Below are 16,953 nucleotides of genomic sequence, written 5' to 3'. Positions count from 1 at the left end.
GACGTGCCGTCGGACACTCAGCTGGCGACGGCCGTGCGCCGCCGATCGGCGGCGTCGATGGCCAGCAACGTCGATTCGAGCTGTTCCTCGGGAGCGCCCGATTCCTGGCGCAGGAACAACGCCCGCTTGAAGTCCGCTCTCGCCGCGGCAAAGTTCTGCGCGTCGTAGTGGACCTTGCCCCGGTGCTGCACCGCGAACGCCGCGAGGGCCGACCAGCCCTGTCCCTCGGCCTCTTCGGCACACGTCGTGAGCTCCTGCACGGCGGCGGCGAAGGCGCCCCGGTGCTGCAGCACGGTCGCGTGCAGGATGCGCGCGCGCAGCAGGTCCTTGCGCGTGCCGCCCATACGGGCGACGCGGACGGACTGCTCCGAGACGACGAGCGCGTCGTCGAGGCGGTCGAGCACCTTCAGCAGCCAGACGCGTTCCAACAGAGCCGGAAGGCTCCGCTGATCTCCCAGCTCGTCCAGCCGGTCCTTGCACTGACGAGGATCCACCAGCTCTCGCAGGGTCTCCGCGTCGTATCCGAGGATGTAGCTCACCGTCTCTCCCTCCGACGCTCGCGGTTCGCCTCTCCAGTCTCGCCCGGGTGTGCGTGAACGAGCCGAGGGCGCGCCGAGGTCAGCGGTCGAAGACCGACGCGGCGGGGGCGGGGGAGTCGGTGGCGTCGGCATCGGTGGAGATCCGGGCGCCCCGGATGAACTCCTCGATCTCCGCCCCCTGAGCGACCTTCGCGGGGTGGGGTCCGGCCGCCATGAGCCGCGGCAGCCATTCGGTCGGAAGCGGCGCGCCCGACGCGGCGATCACGAGGTTGCCGAATCGGCGACCCTTGAGCGTCTGCACCTCCGCGAGCACGATGACGTGCTGCAAAATGCGGGCGACCGTCGCCACCTGGCGGCGCGCGAAGGCGAGTCCGGCGCCGTCGGCCACGTTGACCAGCAGCACTCCGTCGGGAGCGAGCAGGCGCGCGAGGATCCCGTAATACTCGACGCTCGTGACGTGGGACGGAGTCCGCGCGCCCGCGAAGACGTCGGAGATCACCAGGTCGGCCGCGCCGGTCAACCCGGCCGGGAGGCGCTCGGCGACCTCGCGTGCGTCTCCGATCCGGACGCGGATCTGGGCACCGCGTGGCAGGGGCAGCTGCTCGCGGACGAGGCCGATCAGCGCCGGCTCCAGCTCGATCACCTGCTGCCGGGAGCCGGGGCGGGTGTGCTCGATGTACCGCGGGAGGGTGAGTGCCCCCGCGCCGAGGTGGACGGCCGTCAGCGGCTGCCCGGGAAGGCGGAGCCGGTCGACCACGGCGGCCATGCGGGCGACGTACTCGAAGTGCAGGTGCGTCGGGTCGTCGAGGTCGACGTGCGACTGCGGCGTGCCGTCGACGTCGAGCTCCCACCCTCCGGCGAACCGGCTGGGAACCACGCGGGCCAGCGCACCGTCCGACAGGCGCACCGAGGGGCCCGACTGCTCGATCCGCGCCCGCGCCATGCGTCCACGCTACCGGGGCGACGGCCCGTGACGCGGGTGCCTGCGCAACTCCTCCACCTCCGAGCCTTTTCTTGTCACGCAGGGCGTGCGTGCGCGGAGGCGGCAGGCAACGGGGCGCGGAGTGGAGGAGGTGCGCAGCCCGGTCGCCCAAGGCTCTCGGCGGTACCGTGGGGGCATGTGCGTGATCGACCTCAACGCCGACCTCGGCGAGACCGTCGACGGCGTCCCCACGGCCGACGACGAGGCCCTCTATCCCGTGATCTCGAGCGCCTCGATCGCGTGCGGCGGACACGCCGGCGACGGGGAGTCGATGCGCGCGGCGGTCGCCCACGCTCGCGCTCACGGGGTCGCCGTGGGAGCCCACCCCTCGTTCGTCGACAGGGCGGGGTTCGGGCGTGCCGTGCAGACGGTCGATCCGCCGGTGCTTCGCCAGCAGGTGCGAGAACAGGTCGCGGCGTTGGTGGCGGCCGGGGCGGACCTCCGCTACGTCAAACCGCACGGAGCGCTCTACCACGTGGTCGCCGCCGAGGCGCCGGCCGCCCATGCGGTGGCCGCCGCCGTCGCCGAGGTGTCGGCAGACCTCGGGCGCCCGTTGGCTCTCCTGGGCACGGGCGGTCAGATCGAGCGGGCCGCGGTGTCCCTCGGCCTGCCGTTCCTGCGCGAGGCGTTCCTCGACCGCGGATACCTGCCCGGCGGCACCCTCGTCCCCCGCTCGGAGCCCGGCGCGCTTCTCCACGACCCTGCGGTGGTCGCCGCCCGGGCCGTGCGCCTCGTGACGGAGGGATCGGTCACCGCCGTCGACGGCACGGTCGTGCCTGTCCGGGCCTCGTCGCTGTGCGTCCACGGCGACTCTCCCGGCGCCGTCGAGATGGCGCGCGCGGTGCGTGCCGCGCTCGACGCCGCGGGCATCGCGGTGGCCGCGCCATGGTGAGCCCCTCCCGCGTCCCCGTCATCCGTCCGATGGGCGACCGTGCAGTGCTGGCGGAGTTCCCCTCGTTGGATCAGGTGCTCGCGGCGCGAGAGGCGCTTGCCGCATCTGCGCCGCCGTCCGTCGTCGACATCGTGCCGGCGGCGCGGACCGTCCTCGTGATCGTCGACGGCGGTCCGGGCGCGCTCGCGGCCGCCCAACGGTGGATCGAGGAGACCCTCGCCGGAGCGTCGGTGCGCGTCCCGCCGCCCTCCGGAGCGCCCGTGGATCTTCCCGTCGTGTACGACGGCGAGGACCTCGTGGATCTCGCGACCGAACTCGGCACGACCCCCGACGCGCTCGCCGCCTGCCACTCGGCGGCGTCGTGGACGGTCGCCTTCACCGGGTTCGCCCCCGGGTTCGGTTATCTGGTGAGCGCGGACTGGCCGTTCCTGGTCTCCCGCCGGAGCACGCCGCGCACGCGCGTCCCGGCAGGTTCGGTCGCCGTGGCGGGGGAGTTCTCCGGCGCGTACCCGCGCGACACCCCGGGCGGCTGGCAGCTGATCGGGACGACATCGGCTCGGCTGTTCGACCCCGCGGCCGCCGTGCCGACCCTTCTGGCCCCCGGCGACCGCGTGCGCTTCGTGCCGTCTCGTGCGCTCTCTGTGGCGGCCGCTCCGATCACCGAGGGCGGCGCGGCACCGCGTCCATCGGTCGCCTCGTTCCGCGTGCGCGAGCCCGGGCTGCGTGCCACGATCCAGGACCAGGGCCGGGCGGGGCACGTCGCCGACGGCATCGCGTCCTCGGGGGCGTTCGACCGCACCGCCCTGCGGACGGCGAATCGCCTCGTGGGCAACGACGAGCACGCCGCGGGCGTCGAGATCGCTCTCGGAGGCTGGCGCGCCGTCGCCGAGGACGACCTGTGGTTCGCCGTCACCGGAGGGTGGGGCCCCGTCCTCCTCGACGGCCGGCCCGTGGACCCGTACCAGGCGCATCCGTGGCCCCGCGGGGGCGAGCTCCTGGTCGACCGGCTCGCGCACGGCGCCTACGCCTACCTCGCGGTGCGGGGCGGGATCGTCGTGCCCGACGTCGCCGGCTCCCGCGCCACGGACACCCTCGCCGGGATCGGTCCGGAGCCGTTGCGCGCCGGTGATCTGATCCCGGTGGGGGAGCGCGCCCCGCAACGGGTGCCCGCGCTGCCCCTGGCGCCCTGGGGTCCGCCGGGCGATGACGTGATCGAGGTCGCGCTGGCTGCCGGCCCACGCGCCGATCGGTTCGTCCCCTCCGCCCTCCCGCTCCTGTTCGATGCCGTGTGGACGGTGTCGCACGAGGCCGACCGGGTGGGCCTGCGGCTGGACGGCCCGGCGTTGGGACGCCTCGACGATGCCGAGCTGCCCAGCGAGGGCATGGTTCCCGGTGCCCTCCAGGTGCCACCATCGGGGCGACCGGTGGTCCTCGGGCCGGACGCCCCGGTCACCGGCGGCTATCCCGTGATCGCGGTGGTCACCGACGACTCGCGCGACCTCCTCGCGCAGGCGCGGCCCGGCACCCGGCTGCGGTTTCGTCACCCGCGCTGAGGCCGTCCGCGCGGTTATACCGCAGTCACAGAAACTCGTCAAGGATTCGACTGGACACGGCGCGTCGCCCGGTCTATAGTGGGTAGTTGCGCTCCCTTCCCCTTGCCCTCATATGGTGGTCGGCTTGTGCCTGCGCCCCTGTCGCTTCGCGGCAGCGCGTGCGGCAGGTTTCGGTTCCGGGAGCACTCCACCTGTCGACAAGGAACACCCGCCCTGCCCGGGCTCACGGAGGTAATCCCCTTGGCTGCTGCGCGCAACGCAACCAATTCCACCACCACCCCGAAGAACGGCCGCGGAGCATCCCGCCTCTCGTTCGCCAAGATCTCCGACACGCTGACGGTCCCCGACCTTCTCGCGCTGCAGACGGAGTCCTTCGATTGGCTCGTCGGCAACGACGCCTGGAAGGCCCGTGTCGCAGAGGCGCAGGCCGCCGGGCGCACCGATGTGCCCGCCACGAGCGGACTCGAGGAGATCTTCGAGGAGATCTCGCCCATCGAGGACCTCGGCGAGACCATGCAGCTCTCGTTCACGAACCCGTATCTCGAGCCCGAGAAGTACTCGATCGAGGAGTGCAAGGAGCGCGGCAAGACCTACGCCGCCCCGCTGTACGTCGAGGCCGAGTTCATGAACCACCTCACCGGTGAGATCAAGACCCAGACGGTCTTCATGGGCGACTTCCCGCTCCAGACCGGCAAGGGCACGTTCATCATCAACGGCACCGAGCGCGTCGTCGTGTCGCAGCTCGTCCGCTCGCCCGGTGTCTACTTCGACAAGACGCCCGACAAGACCTCCGACAAGGACATCGTCTCGGCGCGCGTCATCCCCAGCCGCGGTGCGTGGCTCGAGTTCGAGATCGACAAGCGCGACCAGGTCGGTGTGCGCATCGACCGCAAGCGCAAGCAGTCGGTCACCGTCTTCCTCAAGGCGCTCGGCCTGTCCAGCGAAGACATCCTGGCCGAGTTCGCGGGCTTCGAGTCCATCGAGGACACCCTCAGCAAGGACACGATCCTCACCAAGGAGGACGCTCTCCGCGACATCTACCGCAAGCTCCGTCCGGGCGAGCAGGTGGCCGCCGAGGCTGCCCGCGCGCTCCTCGACAACTTCTACTTCAACCCGAAGCGCTACGACCTGGCCAAGGTGGGTCGCTACAAGATCAACCAGAAGCTGGGCCTGGACGCCGCGGCGAACGAGTCGGTCCTCACGGTCGCCGACATCGTCGCGACGATCAAGTACCTCGTCGCCCTCCACCGCGGCGACGCCAGCATCCCGGGCGTGCGCGACGGCAAGCCGGCCGAGATCCGTCTCGACGTCGACGACATCGACAACTTCGGCAACCGTCGCATCCGCGCGGTCGGCGAGCTCATCCAGAACCAGGTCCGCACGGGTCTGTCGCGCATGGAGCGCGTCGTGCGCGAGCGCATGACGACGCAGGACATCGAGGCCATCACGCCGCAGACGCTCATCAACGTGCGTCCGGTCGTCGCCGCGATCAAGGAGTTCTTCGGAACCTCGCAGCTGTCGCAGTTCATGGACCAGAACAACCCGCTCGCGGGTCTGACCCACAAGCGCCGCCTGTCGGCCCTGGGCCCCGGTGGTCTGTCTCGTGAGCGCGCCGGTGTCGAGGTCCGCGACGTCCACCCCTCGCACTACGGCCGCATGTGCCCGATCGAGACGCCGGAAGGCCCGAACATCGGCCTCATCGGCTCGCTCGCCTCGTTCGCGCGGATCAACGCGTTCGGCTTCATCGAGACGCCGTACCGCCGCGTGGTCGACGGCAAGGTCACCGACCAGATCGACTACCTGACCGCCTCGCAGGAGAGCGACTACATCGTCGCGCAGGCCGGTGTCGAGCTGAAGGCCGACGGATCGTTCGCGGAGGAGCGCGTGCTCGCCCGCCGCGGTCAGGGTGGCGAGGTAGACCTCTTCCACGCCGAGGAGATCGGCTACATGGACGTCTCGCCGCGCCAGATGGTGTCGGTCGCGACCTCCCTCATCCCCTTCCTCGAGCACGACGACGCCAACCGGGCCCTCATGGGTGCCAACATGCAGCGTCAGGCCGTGCCGCTGCTGCGCAGCGACTCGCCCGTGGTCGGTACCGGTATGGAGGGCTACGCCGCGATCGACGCCGGTGACGTCATCACCGCCGAGAAGGCCGGTGTGGTCGCCGAGGTGTCCGCCGACGTCGTCACGATCCAGCTCGACGAGGGCGGCACGCAGGACTACTTCCTGCGCAAGTTCGACCGCTCCAACCAGGGCACGTCGTACAACCAGCGTGTCATCGTCTCGGCGGGCGACCGCATCGAGGCCGGCGAGGTCATCGCCGACGGTCCCGCGACCGAGAACGGCGAGCTCGCCCTCGGCAAGAACCTCCTCGTGGCGTTCATGACGTGGGAGGGTCACAACTTCGAGGACGCGATCATCCTCAGCCAGGACCTCGTCAAGAACGACACCCTCTCCTCGATCCACATCGAGGAGTACGAGGTCGACGCTCGCGACACCAAGCTCGGCAAGGAGGAGATCACCCGTGACCTCCCCAACGTCAGCCCCGACCTGCTGAAGGACCTCGACGAGCGCGGCATCGTCCGCATCGGTGCCGAGGTGCGTCCCGGTGACATCCTCGTCGGCAAGGTCACGCCCAAGGGTGAGACCGAGCTGTCGGCCGAGGAGCGCCTGCTCCGCGCGATCTTCAACGAGAAGAGCCGCGAAGTGCGCGACACGTCGCTGAAGGTGCCCCACGGTGAGCAGGGCACGATCATCGCCGTCAAGGAGTTCAACGCCGAAGACGGCGACGACGAGCTCGGTTCGGGCGTCAACCGCCGCGTCGTGGTCTACATCGCCCAGAAGCGCAAGATCACCGAGGGTGACAAGCTCGCCGGCCGCCACGGCAACAAGGGTGTCATCGCCAAGATCCTCCCGGTCGAGGACATGCCCTTCCTCGCCGACGGCACCCCCGTCGACGTCGTGCTCAACCCGCTCGGTATCCCCGGTCGCATGAACTTCGGCCAGGTGCTCGAGACCCACCTCGGGTGGATCGCGAAGCAGGGCTGGAAGGTCGAGGGCAACCCGGAGTGGGCGGCGCACCTCCCGGAGGAGGCCCGCGAGGCCGCTCCCGGCACGAAGGTCGCCACGCCGGTGTTCGACGGCGCGTACGAGGCGGAGATCGCGGGTCTGCTCGACTCGACGCTCCCCACGCGCGACGGCGAGCGGCTGATCGACAGCTCGGGCAAGACCCAGCTGTTCGACGGACGCTCGGGCGAGCCGTTCCCCGCGCCCATCTCGGTCGGCTACATGTACATCCTGAAGCTGCACCACCTCGTCGACGACAAGATCCACGCGCGCTCGACCGGTCCGTACTCGATGATCACCCAGCAGCCGCTCGGTGGTAAGGCGCAGTTCGGCGGTCAGCGCTTCGGTGAGATGGAGGTGTGGGCCCTCGAGGCCTACGGCGCCGCGTACGCGCTGCAGGAGCTCCTGACGATCAAGTCCGACGACATCGTGGGCCGCGTGAAGGTCTACGAGGCGATCGTCAAGGGCGAGAACATCCAGGAGCCCGGCATCCCCGAGTCCTTCAAGGTGCTCATGAAGGAGATGCAGTCGCTCTGCCTGAACGTCGAGGTGCTCTCGGCCGACGGCACGGCGGTCAACCTCCGCGACACCGACGACGAGGCCTTCCGCGCGGCGGAGGAGCTCGGCATCAACATCTCCACCCGGTTCGAGTCCTCGTCCATCGACGAGATCTGATCCCGGCCAGGCATTTCTACGAATTTCGACACAGGAGAACTCGTGCTCGACGCAACAACTTTCGATGAGCTTCGCATCGGCCTGGCCACCGCCGACGACATCCGTCGCTGGTCCTACGGTGAGGTCAAGAAGCCTGAGACCATCAACTACCGCACGCTGAAGCCGGAGAAGGACGGCCTCTTCGGCGAGCAGATCTTCGGGCCCTCCCGCGACTGGGAGTGCGCCTGCGGCAAGTACAAGCGTGTCCGCTTCAAGGGCATCGTCTGCGAGCGCTGTGGCGTGGAGGTCACCAAGTCCTCCGTCCGTCGTGAGCGCATGGGCCACATCGAGCTCGCCGCTCCGGTGACCCACATCTGGTACTTCAAGGGCGTCCCCTCGCGCTTGGGCTACCTGCTCGACATGGCGCCGAAGGATCTCGAGAAGGTCATCTACTTCGCCGCGTACATGGTGATCTCGGTCGACGAGGATGCGCGTCACCGCGACCTCCCGACCCACGAGGCCAACCTGCGCCTGGAGATCAAGAACCTCGGCGACCGCCGTGACGCCCGCGTGGCGGCACGTCTGGCCAAGCTGGAGGAGGAGCTGGCGGCGCTCGAGGAAGAGGGTGCGAAGGCCGACCAGAAGAAGAAGGTCAAGGACGCCGCCGAGAAGGACATGGCCGGCATCCGCAAGAACGCGGACGAGCAGATCGCCAAGCTCGAGCGCATGTGGGAGGAGTTCCGCACGCTCGAGGTGGGTCAGCTCAAGCAGGAGGACGACGTCTTCCACGAGCTCCAGGACCGCTTCGGCCAGTACTTCGAGGCCTACATGGGCGCCGAGTCGATCCAGCGTCGGCTGCAGTCCTTCGACCTGGCCGCCGAGGCCGACAGCCTGCACCTGCAGATCTCCGAGGGCAAGGGTCAGCGCAAGATCCGCGCGATCAAGCGCCTGAAGGTCGTCAACTCGTTCCTGTCGACGGGCATGAACCCCGCAGCCATGGTCCTCGACGTCGTCCCGGTGATCCCGCCGGAGCTGCGCCCGATGGTGCAGCTCGACGGTGGCCGTTTCGCGACGAGCGACCTGAACGACCTCTACCGTCGCGTGATCAACCGCAACAACCGTCTCCGCCGCCTGATCGACCTCGGTGCTCCCGAGATCATCGTCAACAACGAGAAGCGGATGCTGCAGGAGGCCGTCGACGCGCTGTTCGACAACGGCCGTCGCGGACGTCCCGTCACCGGTACGGGAAACCGTGCGCTGAAGTCGCTGTCCGACATGCTCAAGGGCAAGCAGGGACGTTTCCGTCAGAACCTGCTCGGAAAGCGCGTCGACTACTCGGGTCGTTCGGTCATCATCGTCGGTCCGCAGCTGAAGCTCCACCAGTGTGGTCTTCCCAAGCAGATGGCGCTGGAGCTGTTCAAGCCGTTCGTCATCAAGCGCCTGATCGACCTCGGTCACTCGCAGAACATCAAGGCCGCCAAGCGCGCCGTGGAGCGCACGCGTCCCGAGGTGTGGGACGTGCTCGAGGAGATCATCCGCGAGCGTCCCGTGCTCCTCAACCGCGCGCCCACGCTGCACCGCCTCGGCATCCAGGCCTTCGAGCCGCAGCTCGTGGAGGGCAAGGCCATCCAGCTCCACCCGCTCGTGTGTGCGGCGTTCAACGCCGACTTCGACGGTGACCAGATGGCCGTGCACCTGCCGCTGTCGGTCGAGGCGCAGGCCGAGGCCCGCGTGCTGATGCTCGCGTCGAACAACATCCTCAAGCCGTCGGACGGCCGCCCGGTCACCCTGCCCTCGCAGGACATGATCATCGGCCTCCACCACCTGACCACGGTCAAGGAGGGTGCTGCCGGTGAGGGACGCGTGTTCGGCTCGGTCGGCGAGGCGATCCTCGCCAAGGACGAGGGCACCCTCGACCTGCAGGCCAAGGTCCGCATCCGCATCCCGGGTCTGACGTTCCTCGAGGGCGAAGCGCCCGAGGGTTACGACCAGCACGGTCTCGTCGACGCCTCGCTCGGCCAGGCGATCTTCAACGACACGCTCCCCAAGGGCTACCCGTTCGTCCGCGAGCAGGCCGACAAGGGCAAGCTGTCGCAGATCGTCAACAAGCTCGCCGAGGAGTACCCGAAGGTCGAGGTCGCGGCATCGCTCGACCGGATCAAGGACGCCGGCTTCCACTGGGCCACCCGTTCGGGTGTCACCGTGGCGCTGTCGGACATCCTCACCCCGCCGAACAAGGCGGAGATCGTGGCCGGCTACGAGAAGCAGGCCGCGAAGGTCCAGGCGCAGTTCGAGAAGGGCCTCACGACCGACGCCGAGCGTCGCCAGGAGCTCATCAAGATCTGGACCGAGGCGACCGACGCCGTCCAGAAGGCGATGCGGGACAACTTCCCGGCCGACAACACCATCAACCGCATGGTCAGCTCGGGTGCTCGTGGTAACTGGCTGCAGATCCGCAACATCGCGGGTATGCGAGGCCTCGTGAACAACCCGAAGGGTGAGATCATCCCCCGTCCGATCATCTCCTCGTACCGCGAGGGGCTGTCGGTGGCGGAGTACTTCATCGCGACGCACGGTGCCCGTAAGGGTCTGGCCGACACGGCCCTCCGTACCGCCGACTCGGGCTACCTGACGCGTCGACTCGTCGACGTCTCGCAGGACGTCATCATCCGTGAGGACGACTGTGGCACGTCCAAGGGCCTCGAGTTCACGATCGCCGCTCCCGGCAGCGACGGCACGCTCGTGCGTGACGCCAACGTCGAGAACTCGGTCTTCGCCCGAACCCTGGCCGCCGACGTCGTGGATGCCTCCGGCACCGTGCTGGCCGCGGCCGGCGACGACGTGGGCGACGTGCTCATCGACAAGCTCGTCGAGGGCGGCATCGAGACGATCAAGGTCCGCTCGGTGCTGACCTGTGACTCCGCCGTCGGTGTCTGCGCGAAGTGCTACGGCCGTTCGCTGGCCACCGGAAAGCTCGTCGACATCGGCGAGGCGGTCGGCATCATCGCGGCCCAGTCGATCGGTGAGCCCGGTACGCAGCTGACCATGCGTACGTTCCACACGGGTGGTTCGGCCTCGGCCGACGACATCACGCAGGGTCTGCCGCGTGTTCAGGAGCTGTTCGAGGCGCGCACCCCCAAGGGTGCGTCCCCGATCGCCGAAGCCGACGGCGTCATCAAGATCGACGAGACCGACAAGGCCAAGAAGGTCATCCTGACGCCCGACAACGGCGACGAGCCCCACGTCTACCCCGTCCTGAAGCGTGCGACGCTCCTGGTCGAGGAAGGCCAGCGCGTCACGGTGGGTCAGCCGATCCTCGTCGGAACGCTCGACCCCAAGGAGGTCATGCGCGTGCAGGGTGCCCGCGAGGTGCAGAAGTACCTCGTCGGCGGCGTGCAGGGCGTCTACCGTTCGCAGGGTGTGCCGATCCACGACAAGCACATCGAGGTCATCGTCCGTCAGATGCTGCGGAAGGTCACCGTGGTCGACCACGGCGACACGACGCTGCTGCCCGGTGAGCTGGTCGACTTCAAGCGCTACCAGCAGATCAACCGCGAGGCCGTCGCGGCCGGCAAGCGCCCCGCCTCGGGTCGCCCCGAGCTGATGGGTATCACGAAGGCGTCGCTCGCGACCGAGTCGTGGCTGTCGGCGGCGTCCTTCCAGGAGACCACCCGCGTGCTCACGCAGGCGGCGATGGAGGGCAAGAGTGACCCGCTGGTCGGCCTCAAGGAGAACGTCATCATCGGAAAGCTCATCCCCGCCGGAACGGGACTTGCGAAGTACCGCAACGTCGCCGTCGAGGCGACGGACGAGGCCAAGAGCGAGCGGTACCCCAACCGCATCTTCGCCTCGGACGGCGCGTACAGCGACGCCGACCTGAGCTACGTCGACTTCGACAGCTTCTCGACCGACGACTTCACGCCCGGCACGTACAACTGATGGAGGCGAGGGGAGAACGAGCTTGCTCGTTCGACCGAGCCGATTGAAGTCGAAGCGACGAAGTCGCGAGCACAACTGATCGGTTCCCGGTAGGAGTCGAAAGAGCCCCAGGGTACGCCCCTGGGGCTCTTTCGCGTCTGCGCGCGGCGGTTCTCGGCTCGTCTCCACGGCCCCGGCCCCCTCCGCGGTTAGCGTGGAGAGGTGGCACGGGTCGGCGGAAGGAACTCGGCGCTCGCGTGGACGGTCGGACTCGCGTGCGCCCTTGTCGTCGGCGGCCTGGTGTGGATCGCGGCACCGCTCGTCCCTGGGCTCGTCGGCTTCGTCGGTGGACAGCTGGGCGGATCGGCCTCGGGACCGGTCGCGGGCGACGGCGATGTCGAGGCGGCTGGACCCCCGACGGAGTGTCGCGAACTGTACGACACGTCCGTGTGGCGGAGTCTCGTGTGGTCCGATGAGTCGATCCTGACCCCCTCGACCGACGCCCCCGCCACGATGGCGCCGGCGCTGGTGGACGCTCTGGCACCGGCCGTGCGACTCACGTGCGGGTGGACGGGGCCGGAGGGCTCGGTGTCCACGACGCTCGCCGACGTCCCCACCGACGCGGGCGCCATCGCCCGGACGGCCCTGAGCGTGCAGGGGTACACGTGTGAGGAACGGGACCGCCGCACGCGGTGCGTCCGGGAGGACGGCGACGACCGGGAGACGATCGACATCGTCGGCGGTCTCTGGGTCTCCACCCTCGAGAGCGGATGGCGCCCGTCGGGGTACGTCGACGTCGTCGCCGACCGCGTGTGGGGGGCTCGCTGATCCGGTGGTCGCCGGTGAGTCCGGCGTCCGTCAGGGGGTGCTCGGCGACGGGCTCGGGCGAGGAGCTCCTCCCGCGGGCCACATCGACGCGATGATCGCGTTGGTGTAGCCGGCCGGTGCCAGGTTGGAGTACTGCGTGTCGATGACGATGCCGTCGCGGTAGTAGACGGTCCGGCCCTGCGTGACGGGGAGCGTCTCGTGCGGCCACGTGCGCTCGCACCGAATGCCGCCGCCCGGCTCGTAGCACGTGAATCCCTCACGGCCGAGCTCGTAGAGCGCGTCGGAGGCTGCGCGGAACGGGGAGAAGCCGATGCGTGTGACCAACCAGGTGCCCGCCGCGCCCGGCTCGCCCCACGCGCAGACCCGGGTGCTGTCGGGGCGGATGCCGCCACCCATCCCGGGAGCGTTCAAGGGAACGTCACCGAGCTCGCTCAGGACGCTCTCGGTGAGGATGGCGCGACAGTCGTCGGGCAGGGGAGTGGTGGACTCGGAGGGCGCGAAAGGGAAATCCGCCAGCACGGGCGCGCCCGCCGCGGAGGGTGTCGGGCTCGCCGCGGACACGGGCGGCGTCGACGGGGTCGGCGGGGCGGGCTCCGGCGCACACGCCGACGCCGTCGCGAGGAGGGCTCCTGTCGCCGTCGTCAGCGCCAGGACGCGCACGCGCGACCGTACCGACATTCGTACACGGACGGGGCGACGCGAGGGCATGCGCCCACGATAAGCAGACCGCCCGGCGACTCGGGTGCCGACACGTCGGCATGCCTTCGGGGTGGGCGCCCCGCCGCACGTTACGCTCGCTGTGCGGTGGCGCGCGCCTCCGCGTGAGGAGCACACCGCAATGAGCGATCCCAACCACGGCGAGCCGGTCGAGCCGTCGACGTCGTCCGACGCCGCGACCAACGTGGACGACGTGGTCGGCCGCGCCAACGAGGGCCTGGCGGAAGCCGAAGCGGCCTCCCGTGACGCCGTCGCTCCGCAGGAGCCGGCGCACCACGACCTCTCCTACATCGAGGCGGCGGGCCCCGAGCCCGAGGCCCCGGTGGACACGACTGCCGACAGCGCGGCCGCCCCGGCTGCCCCGGCGGTGAGCGAGACCGTCGTCGCCGACGACCGCACCGCCGTCATCACGCCGAGCGAACCGACTCCGCCCGTGGCCGAGACCGAGCGGGTCGAACCGGTCGTGGCGCCCGCTCCGGCGCCCCAGCCGATCTTCGTCCAGGCGCCGGAGGCTCCGCGCCCGCGCGGCAACCGGGGCGCCGCGGGGCTCATCGGCCTTCTCGCCGCCGTGGTCTTCGGCCTCTTGTACCTCGGCGCGGCCCTCGGACTCGGTGCCGCCTCCGGCGACGTGACCGTGACGAGCCTCGGCTCGCAGGCGCTGGACGCTGTCACCTCGTGGTGGTTCTGGGTGCCCGTCGTCGTGTTCTTCCTCGCCTTCTGGCTCTTGGGAGCGATCATCAACCGCGGTCGATGGGGTCGCTGGGTGATCTTCGGTCTGCTGGTGGGGGCCGCCGCGTACGGCGGTCACCTGCTGGGTCAGCTGTTCGAGGCGCCGTTCTGGAGTCTGACCCCCAGCCAGGGCGCGGAACTGATCGAGGGGCAGATGCTCGCCCCTCTGGCCATCGTCGCCTTCATCCTCGGCCGCGAGATCACGATCTGGTTCGGGGCGTGGGTCGCCTCGCGTGGCGCACGGGTGACCGAGCTCAACATCGAGGCTCAGCGCGAGTACGAGCGCACGCTCGAGGCGGGCCCCCAACTGCACCGGATGTGACGTGAGCTCACCCGAACGCGGCCCGGTGTCGCCGCCGCTGGCGGTGGCGCTGACGACGGTGGGCTTCTTCGCGCTCGTGATCGCCGCTTTCGGAGTGACGAGCCTCCTCGCCGATGCCGAGGTCGTCTCGGTGCCGGGCCTCGGATCGTTGCCCGGTGCATTGGCCGTCGTCGTGGCGGGTGTCGCCTTCGCGATCCTCACGGCGCTCGCCACCCGGGTCGCCCGGCCCACCTACCGTTCGACCATCGCGAGCGTCGTCACGGTGTTCGTGGCGTACGTGGCCGGGCTGTGGTTCGGGGCGCTGGTGACCGGTGCGGATCTCGCCCGCTCGGGTGCCGCGGTCGGCGGATTCGTCACGAGCCCGTTCCTCCCGGTGCTGGTGGTCGTCACCTTCGTGTGCGCGTGGGTCGCGGTGGCACTCGTCCGCACGCGGGCGCGGCGGCCGACGTGGCGCTGGGAACGCGACGAGGACGAGTCCTGACCGTCTCTCGGCGGACGCCGGCGTGCCCGGTGGCATCGAAATCCGCACTCCCGGACGCCTGACGGGGGACAATGGTGCCCGTGGAGCGGTCGATCGAGACCCAGGTCAGCCAGGCGGTGGACGCCTGGCTTCGTTGGCTGCCGCGGTGGGAGCCGGCGACGCATCGGGGCCGAGTTGCACCGTGTCGCCGTTGCTTCGGGTCCCCCGTGCTCTCTGCCGCCGGTCTCGGCGCCGACGTCCCGCACGGCGTTCAGCATGGCCTGTCGATCCGGATCAAGACGATCATCGATCACGCCGTCGCCGAGTACACCTCTCTCAACCTGCCGATGCTGCAGGCGGAGCTCGACCAGCAGGCCGCCCGTAACCGCGCCCGCAGCTACCGCCCCGCCGAGGGCCTGGACCCCGAGTACGAGGGGTTGCCGATGGATCCGGAGCCCGTCCCCGGGGCGCCGTTCCTGTTCACCATCTCGGGTCTGGCCGACGAAGCGAACTCCGATGTGCCCGCCCTTCCGCCGCTCTCCGACGAGGCGAAAGCTGCGCTGCGGCAGGAGGTGGGGCTGGCCGACGACTACGCGAACATGATCGGCAGGGAGGTCTGCAGCGTGCTGCTGCACCACCGGCTGCGGATCCAGGCGGCGATCGGCCAGTACGTCGAACCACAGATCGCGGCGATGCTGGAGGAGCTGACGCGCTCCCTGGACGCGCCGTTCGACCCGGGGCAGGACAGCGGCCTCCCCGATCTGTAAGACAGTGGCCGTCCGCCCTTAAGGTGGAGTCCATGACCAGCCCGACGATCGACACGTCGCTGCTGACCCTCATCGGGTTGCTGAGCGGCGTCATCGGCATCGCCCTGTACGTCTGGACGGCGCTGGCGCTCTCGGCGCTGTTCCGCAAGATCGGCGAGGAGTCGTGGAAGGGGTGGGTCCCCTTCCTCAACCAGGCGACCGTGCTGAAGTGGGGCGGCTTCAGCCCGTGGCTGATCCTGCTGCTGCTCGTGCCCGGATTGGGTGCGGTGGCGGTGCTGGTCCTGACGATCGTCAGTGCCCACCGCATCAACCCGGGCTTCGGCTACGGCACCGGCATGACGGTGCTCGCCGCGTTCCTCTTCGTCGTGTGGGCCAGCATCCTCGGGTTCGGTCCGGCGTCGTGGCGGGGTGCCCGTCCCGCGACAGCAGCGCCGCCCGTGCCGCCGCCGTCCGGCGGGATCGGCGGCGCGTCCTCGATGCCGGTTCCGCCGCGGCCGCCCCTGCCCGGCACTGCGGGCCCGTCGGCTGCATTCGCGGCACCGCAGGCCGCGGGTGCGCCCTTCGGCGCGGCCCCGCCGGTCCCGCCCGCGCCAGCGGCGAGCGGAGGCGCCTCCCCGGACGGCGGGGCGTTCTCGGCGCCGACGTCGGGCGTCCCCGACGCGTGGGGCCCTCCCGGACGGGCCGCATCGGACGACCAGAGCGTGGAGACCGACGCGTGGTCGGCCGAGATCGACGACGTCTCCGCGGTCTCGCCGTCTCCCTACCCGCCGAGCTCGGCGTCCTCCGCGCCGCGCCCGTTCTCGCCACCACCGCCGGCGGACGCCGCCGGTCCGTTCCCGAGCGGACACGGGGCCGGGTCGAGCGACGTCGTCGACGGCCTGATCTCCTTCGTCCCCGGAGCGCGCCCAGCGACACAGCCCGCGCCCGAGGCTCCGCTCGCTGCGCAGCCGCCCGCCGTTCCGGCCCCCGCGCAGCCGTCGGTCACCGCACCGTTGCCGGCGGCGCCGGCGGCCGCAGTGCCGGACGACCACGACGCGTTCCCGGAGATGTCGGGGGAGGTCTCCGCCGTGGTCGGATCACCGGTCGCGGGATCCCCACTCTCGGCACGGTCGTCGGTGTCCGCGCAGCATCGCGGACCCGATGCCGAGGATGTCGACGCGGACGATGTCGACCAGACGGTGATGGTCCGCCGTAAGACGGTGGCGTGGCGACTCATTCCGGCCACCGGCGACGCCATCGCCCTCACGTCGGAGACGGTCGTGCTCGGTCGTCGTCCCGCGGCAGACCCGGCGTTCCCGCTGGCGCAGCTCGTGTCGGTCGAAGACCAGGCCCGTACCGTGTCCAAGACCCACGCGCGGCTGGAACTGCGCGGTGACCGTTGGGCGATCACCGACCTCGGCTCGACCAACGGCGTGCTTCTGCGCACCCTGATGGGGGAGGAGATGGAGGTGGCCCCCGGAACCGAGCTCGAAGCAGGTGAGAGGTTCTACCTCGGCGACGAGGAGTTCCACCTCCAGCACGACTGA

At 70.2% G+C, this 16,953-nt stretch carries 12 protein-coding genes; 9 read left to right on the top strand and 3 right to left on the bottom strand.

The window, feature by feature from the left end; all coding sequences use genetic code 11:
- Positions 1-17: 17 nt before the first annotated feature.
- Positions 18-539 (bottom strand): hypothetical protein, encoded by a 522-nt coding sequence (locus AVP41_RS10545; protein WP_067164106.1) that lies wholly within the window; start codon positions 537-539, stop codon positions 18-20.
- Positions 540-618: 79 nt separating this feature from the next.
- A complete protein-coding gene (locus AVP41_RS10540) occupies positions 619-1,482 on the bottom strand; it encodes a spermidine synthase (protein WP_067164104.1) in 864 nt (287 codons plus the stop codon).
- A gap of 175 nt (positions 1,483-1,657) precedes the next feature.
- On the opposite strand from AVP41_RS10540, the gene pxpA reads away from it, so the two are divergent.
- The 5 genes from pxpA (at position 1,658) to AVP41_RS10515 (ending at position 12,432) form a co-directional block, all read left to right on the top strand.
- Positions 1,658-2,413 carry a 5-oxoprolinase subunit PxpA gene (pxpA, locus tag AVP41_RS10535; RefSeq protein WP_067164102.1) on the top strand — a complete coding sequence of 252 codons (756 nt, stop codon included), beginning with the start codon at positions 1,658-1,660 and terminating at the stop codon, positions 2,411-2,413.
- Positions 2,407-3,966 (top strand): 5-oxoprolinase/urea amidolyase family protein, encoded by a 1,560-nt coding sequence (locus tag AVP41_RS10530; RefSeq protein ID WP_067164100.1) that lies wholly within the window; start codon positions 2,407-2,409, stop codon positions 3,964-3,966. The genes pxpA and AVP41_RS10530 overlap by 7 nt, the downstream gene beginning before the upstream one ends.
- Positions 3,967-4,206: 240 nt before the next feature.
- A complete protein-coding gene (rpoB, locus tag AVP41_RS10525) occupies positions 4,207-7,707 on the top strand; it encodes a DNA-directed RNA polymerase subunit beta (protein WP_067164097.1) in 3,501 nt (1,166 codons plus the stop codon).
- A gap of 42 nt (positions 7,708-7,749) precedes the next feature.
- Positions 7,750-11,625, top strand: coding sequence for a DNA-directed RNA polymerase subunit beta' (gene rpoC / locus AVP41_RS10520; protein WP_067164095.1), 3,876 nt, complete (start codon positions 7,750-7,752; stop codon positions 11,623-11,625).
- 201 nt (positions 11,626-11,826) lie between these two features.
- Positions 11,827-12,432 (top strand): hypothetical protein, encoded by a 606-nt coding sequence (locus AVP41_RS10515; RefSeq protein ID WP_067164092.1) that lies wholly within the window; start codon positions 11,827-11,829, stop codon positions 12,430-12,432.
- 30 nt (positions 12,433-12,462) lie between these two features.
- Here the strand turns inward: AVP41_RS10515 and AVP41_RS10510 are convergent, their stop codons facing one another.
- Positions 12,463-13,140 carry a hypothetical protein gene (locus tag AVP41_RS10510; protein WP_231902731.1) on the bottom strand — a complete coding sequence of 226 codons (678 nt, stop codon included), beginning with the start codon at positions 13,138-13,140 and terminating at the stop codon, positions 12,463-12,465.
- Positions 13,141-13,270: 130 nt separating this feature from the next.
- On the opposite strand from AVP41_RS10510, the gene AVP41_RS10505 reads away from it, so the two are divergent.
- From AVP41_RS10505 to AVP41_RS10490, 4 genes are all read left to right on the top strand, one after another.
- Complete coding sequence (locus AVP41_RS10505) at positions 13,271-14,200, top strand: ABC transporter (protein ID WP_067164088.1); 930 nt, start codon at positions 13,271-13,273, stop codon at positions 14,198-14,200.
- 1 nt (position 14,201) lies between these two features.
- Complete coding sequence (locus tag AVP41_RS10500; RefSeq protein WP_067164087.1) at positions 14,202-14,681, top strand: DUF6121 family protein; 480 nt, start codon at positions 14,202-14,204, stop codon at positions 14,679-14,681.
- A gap of 80 nt (positions 14,682-14,761) precedes the next feature.
- Positions 14,762-15,427, top strand: coding sequence for a spermidine/putrescine ABC transporter substrate-binding protein (locus tag AVP41_RS10495; protein WP_067165815.1), 666 nt, complete (start codon positions 14,762-14,764; stop codon positions 15,425-15,427).
- 32 nt (positions 15,428-15,459) lie between these two features.
- Positions 15,460-16,953 carry a DUF5684 domain-containing protein gene (locus AVP41_RS10490; protein ID WP_067164085.1) on the top strand — a complete coding sequence of 498 codons (1,494 nt, stop codon included), beginning with the start codon at positions 15,460-15,462 and terminating at the stop codon, positions 16,951-16,953.

This window comes from Microbacterium sp. TNHR37B (genome assembly GCF_001620065.1).
Classification (GTDB): Bacteria; Actinomycetota; Actinomycetes; order Actinomycetales; family Microbacteriaceae; genus Microbacterium.
Note: the sequence above shows the minus strand (reverse complement) of the source record. Positions and strands in the feature narration are given on the sequence as shown.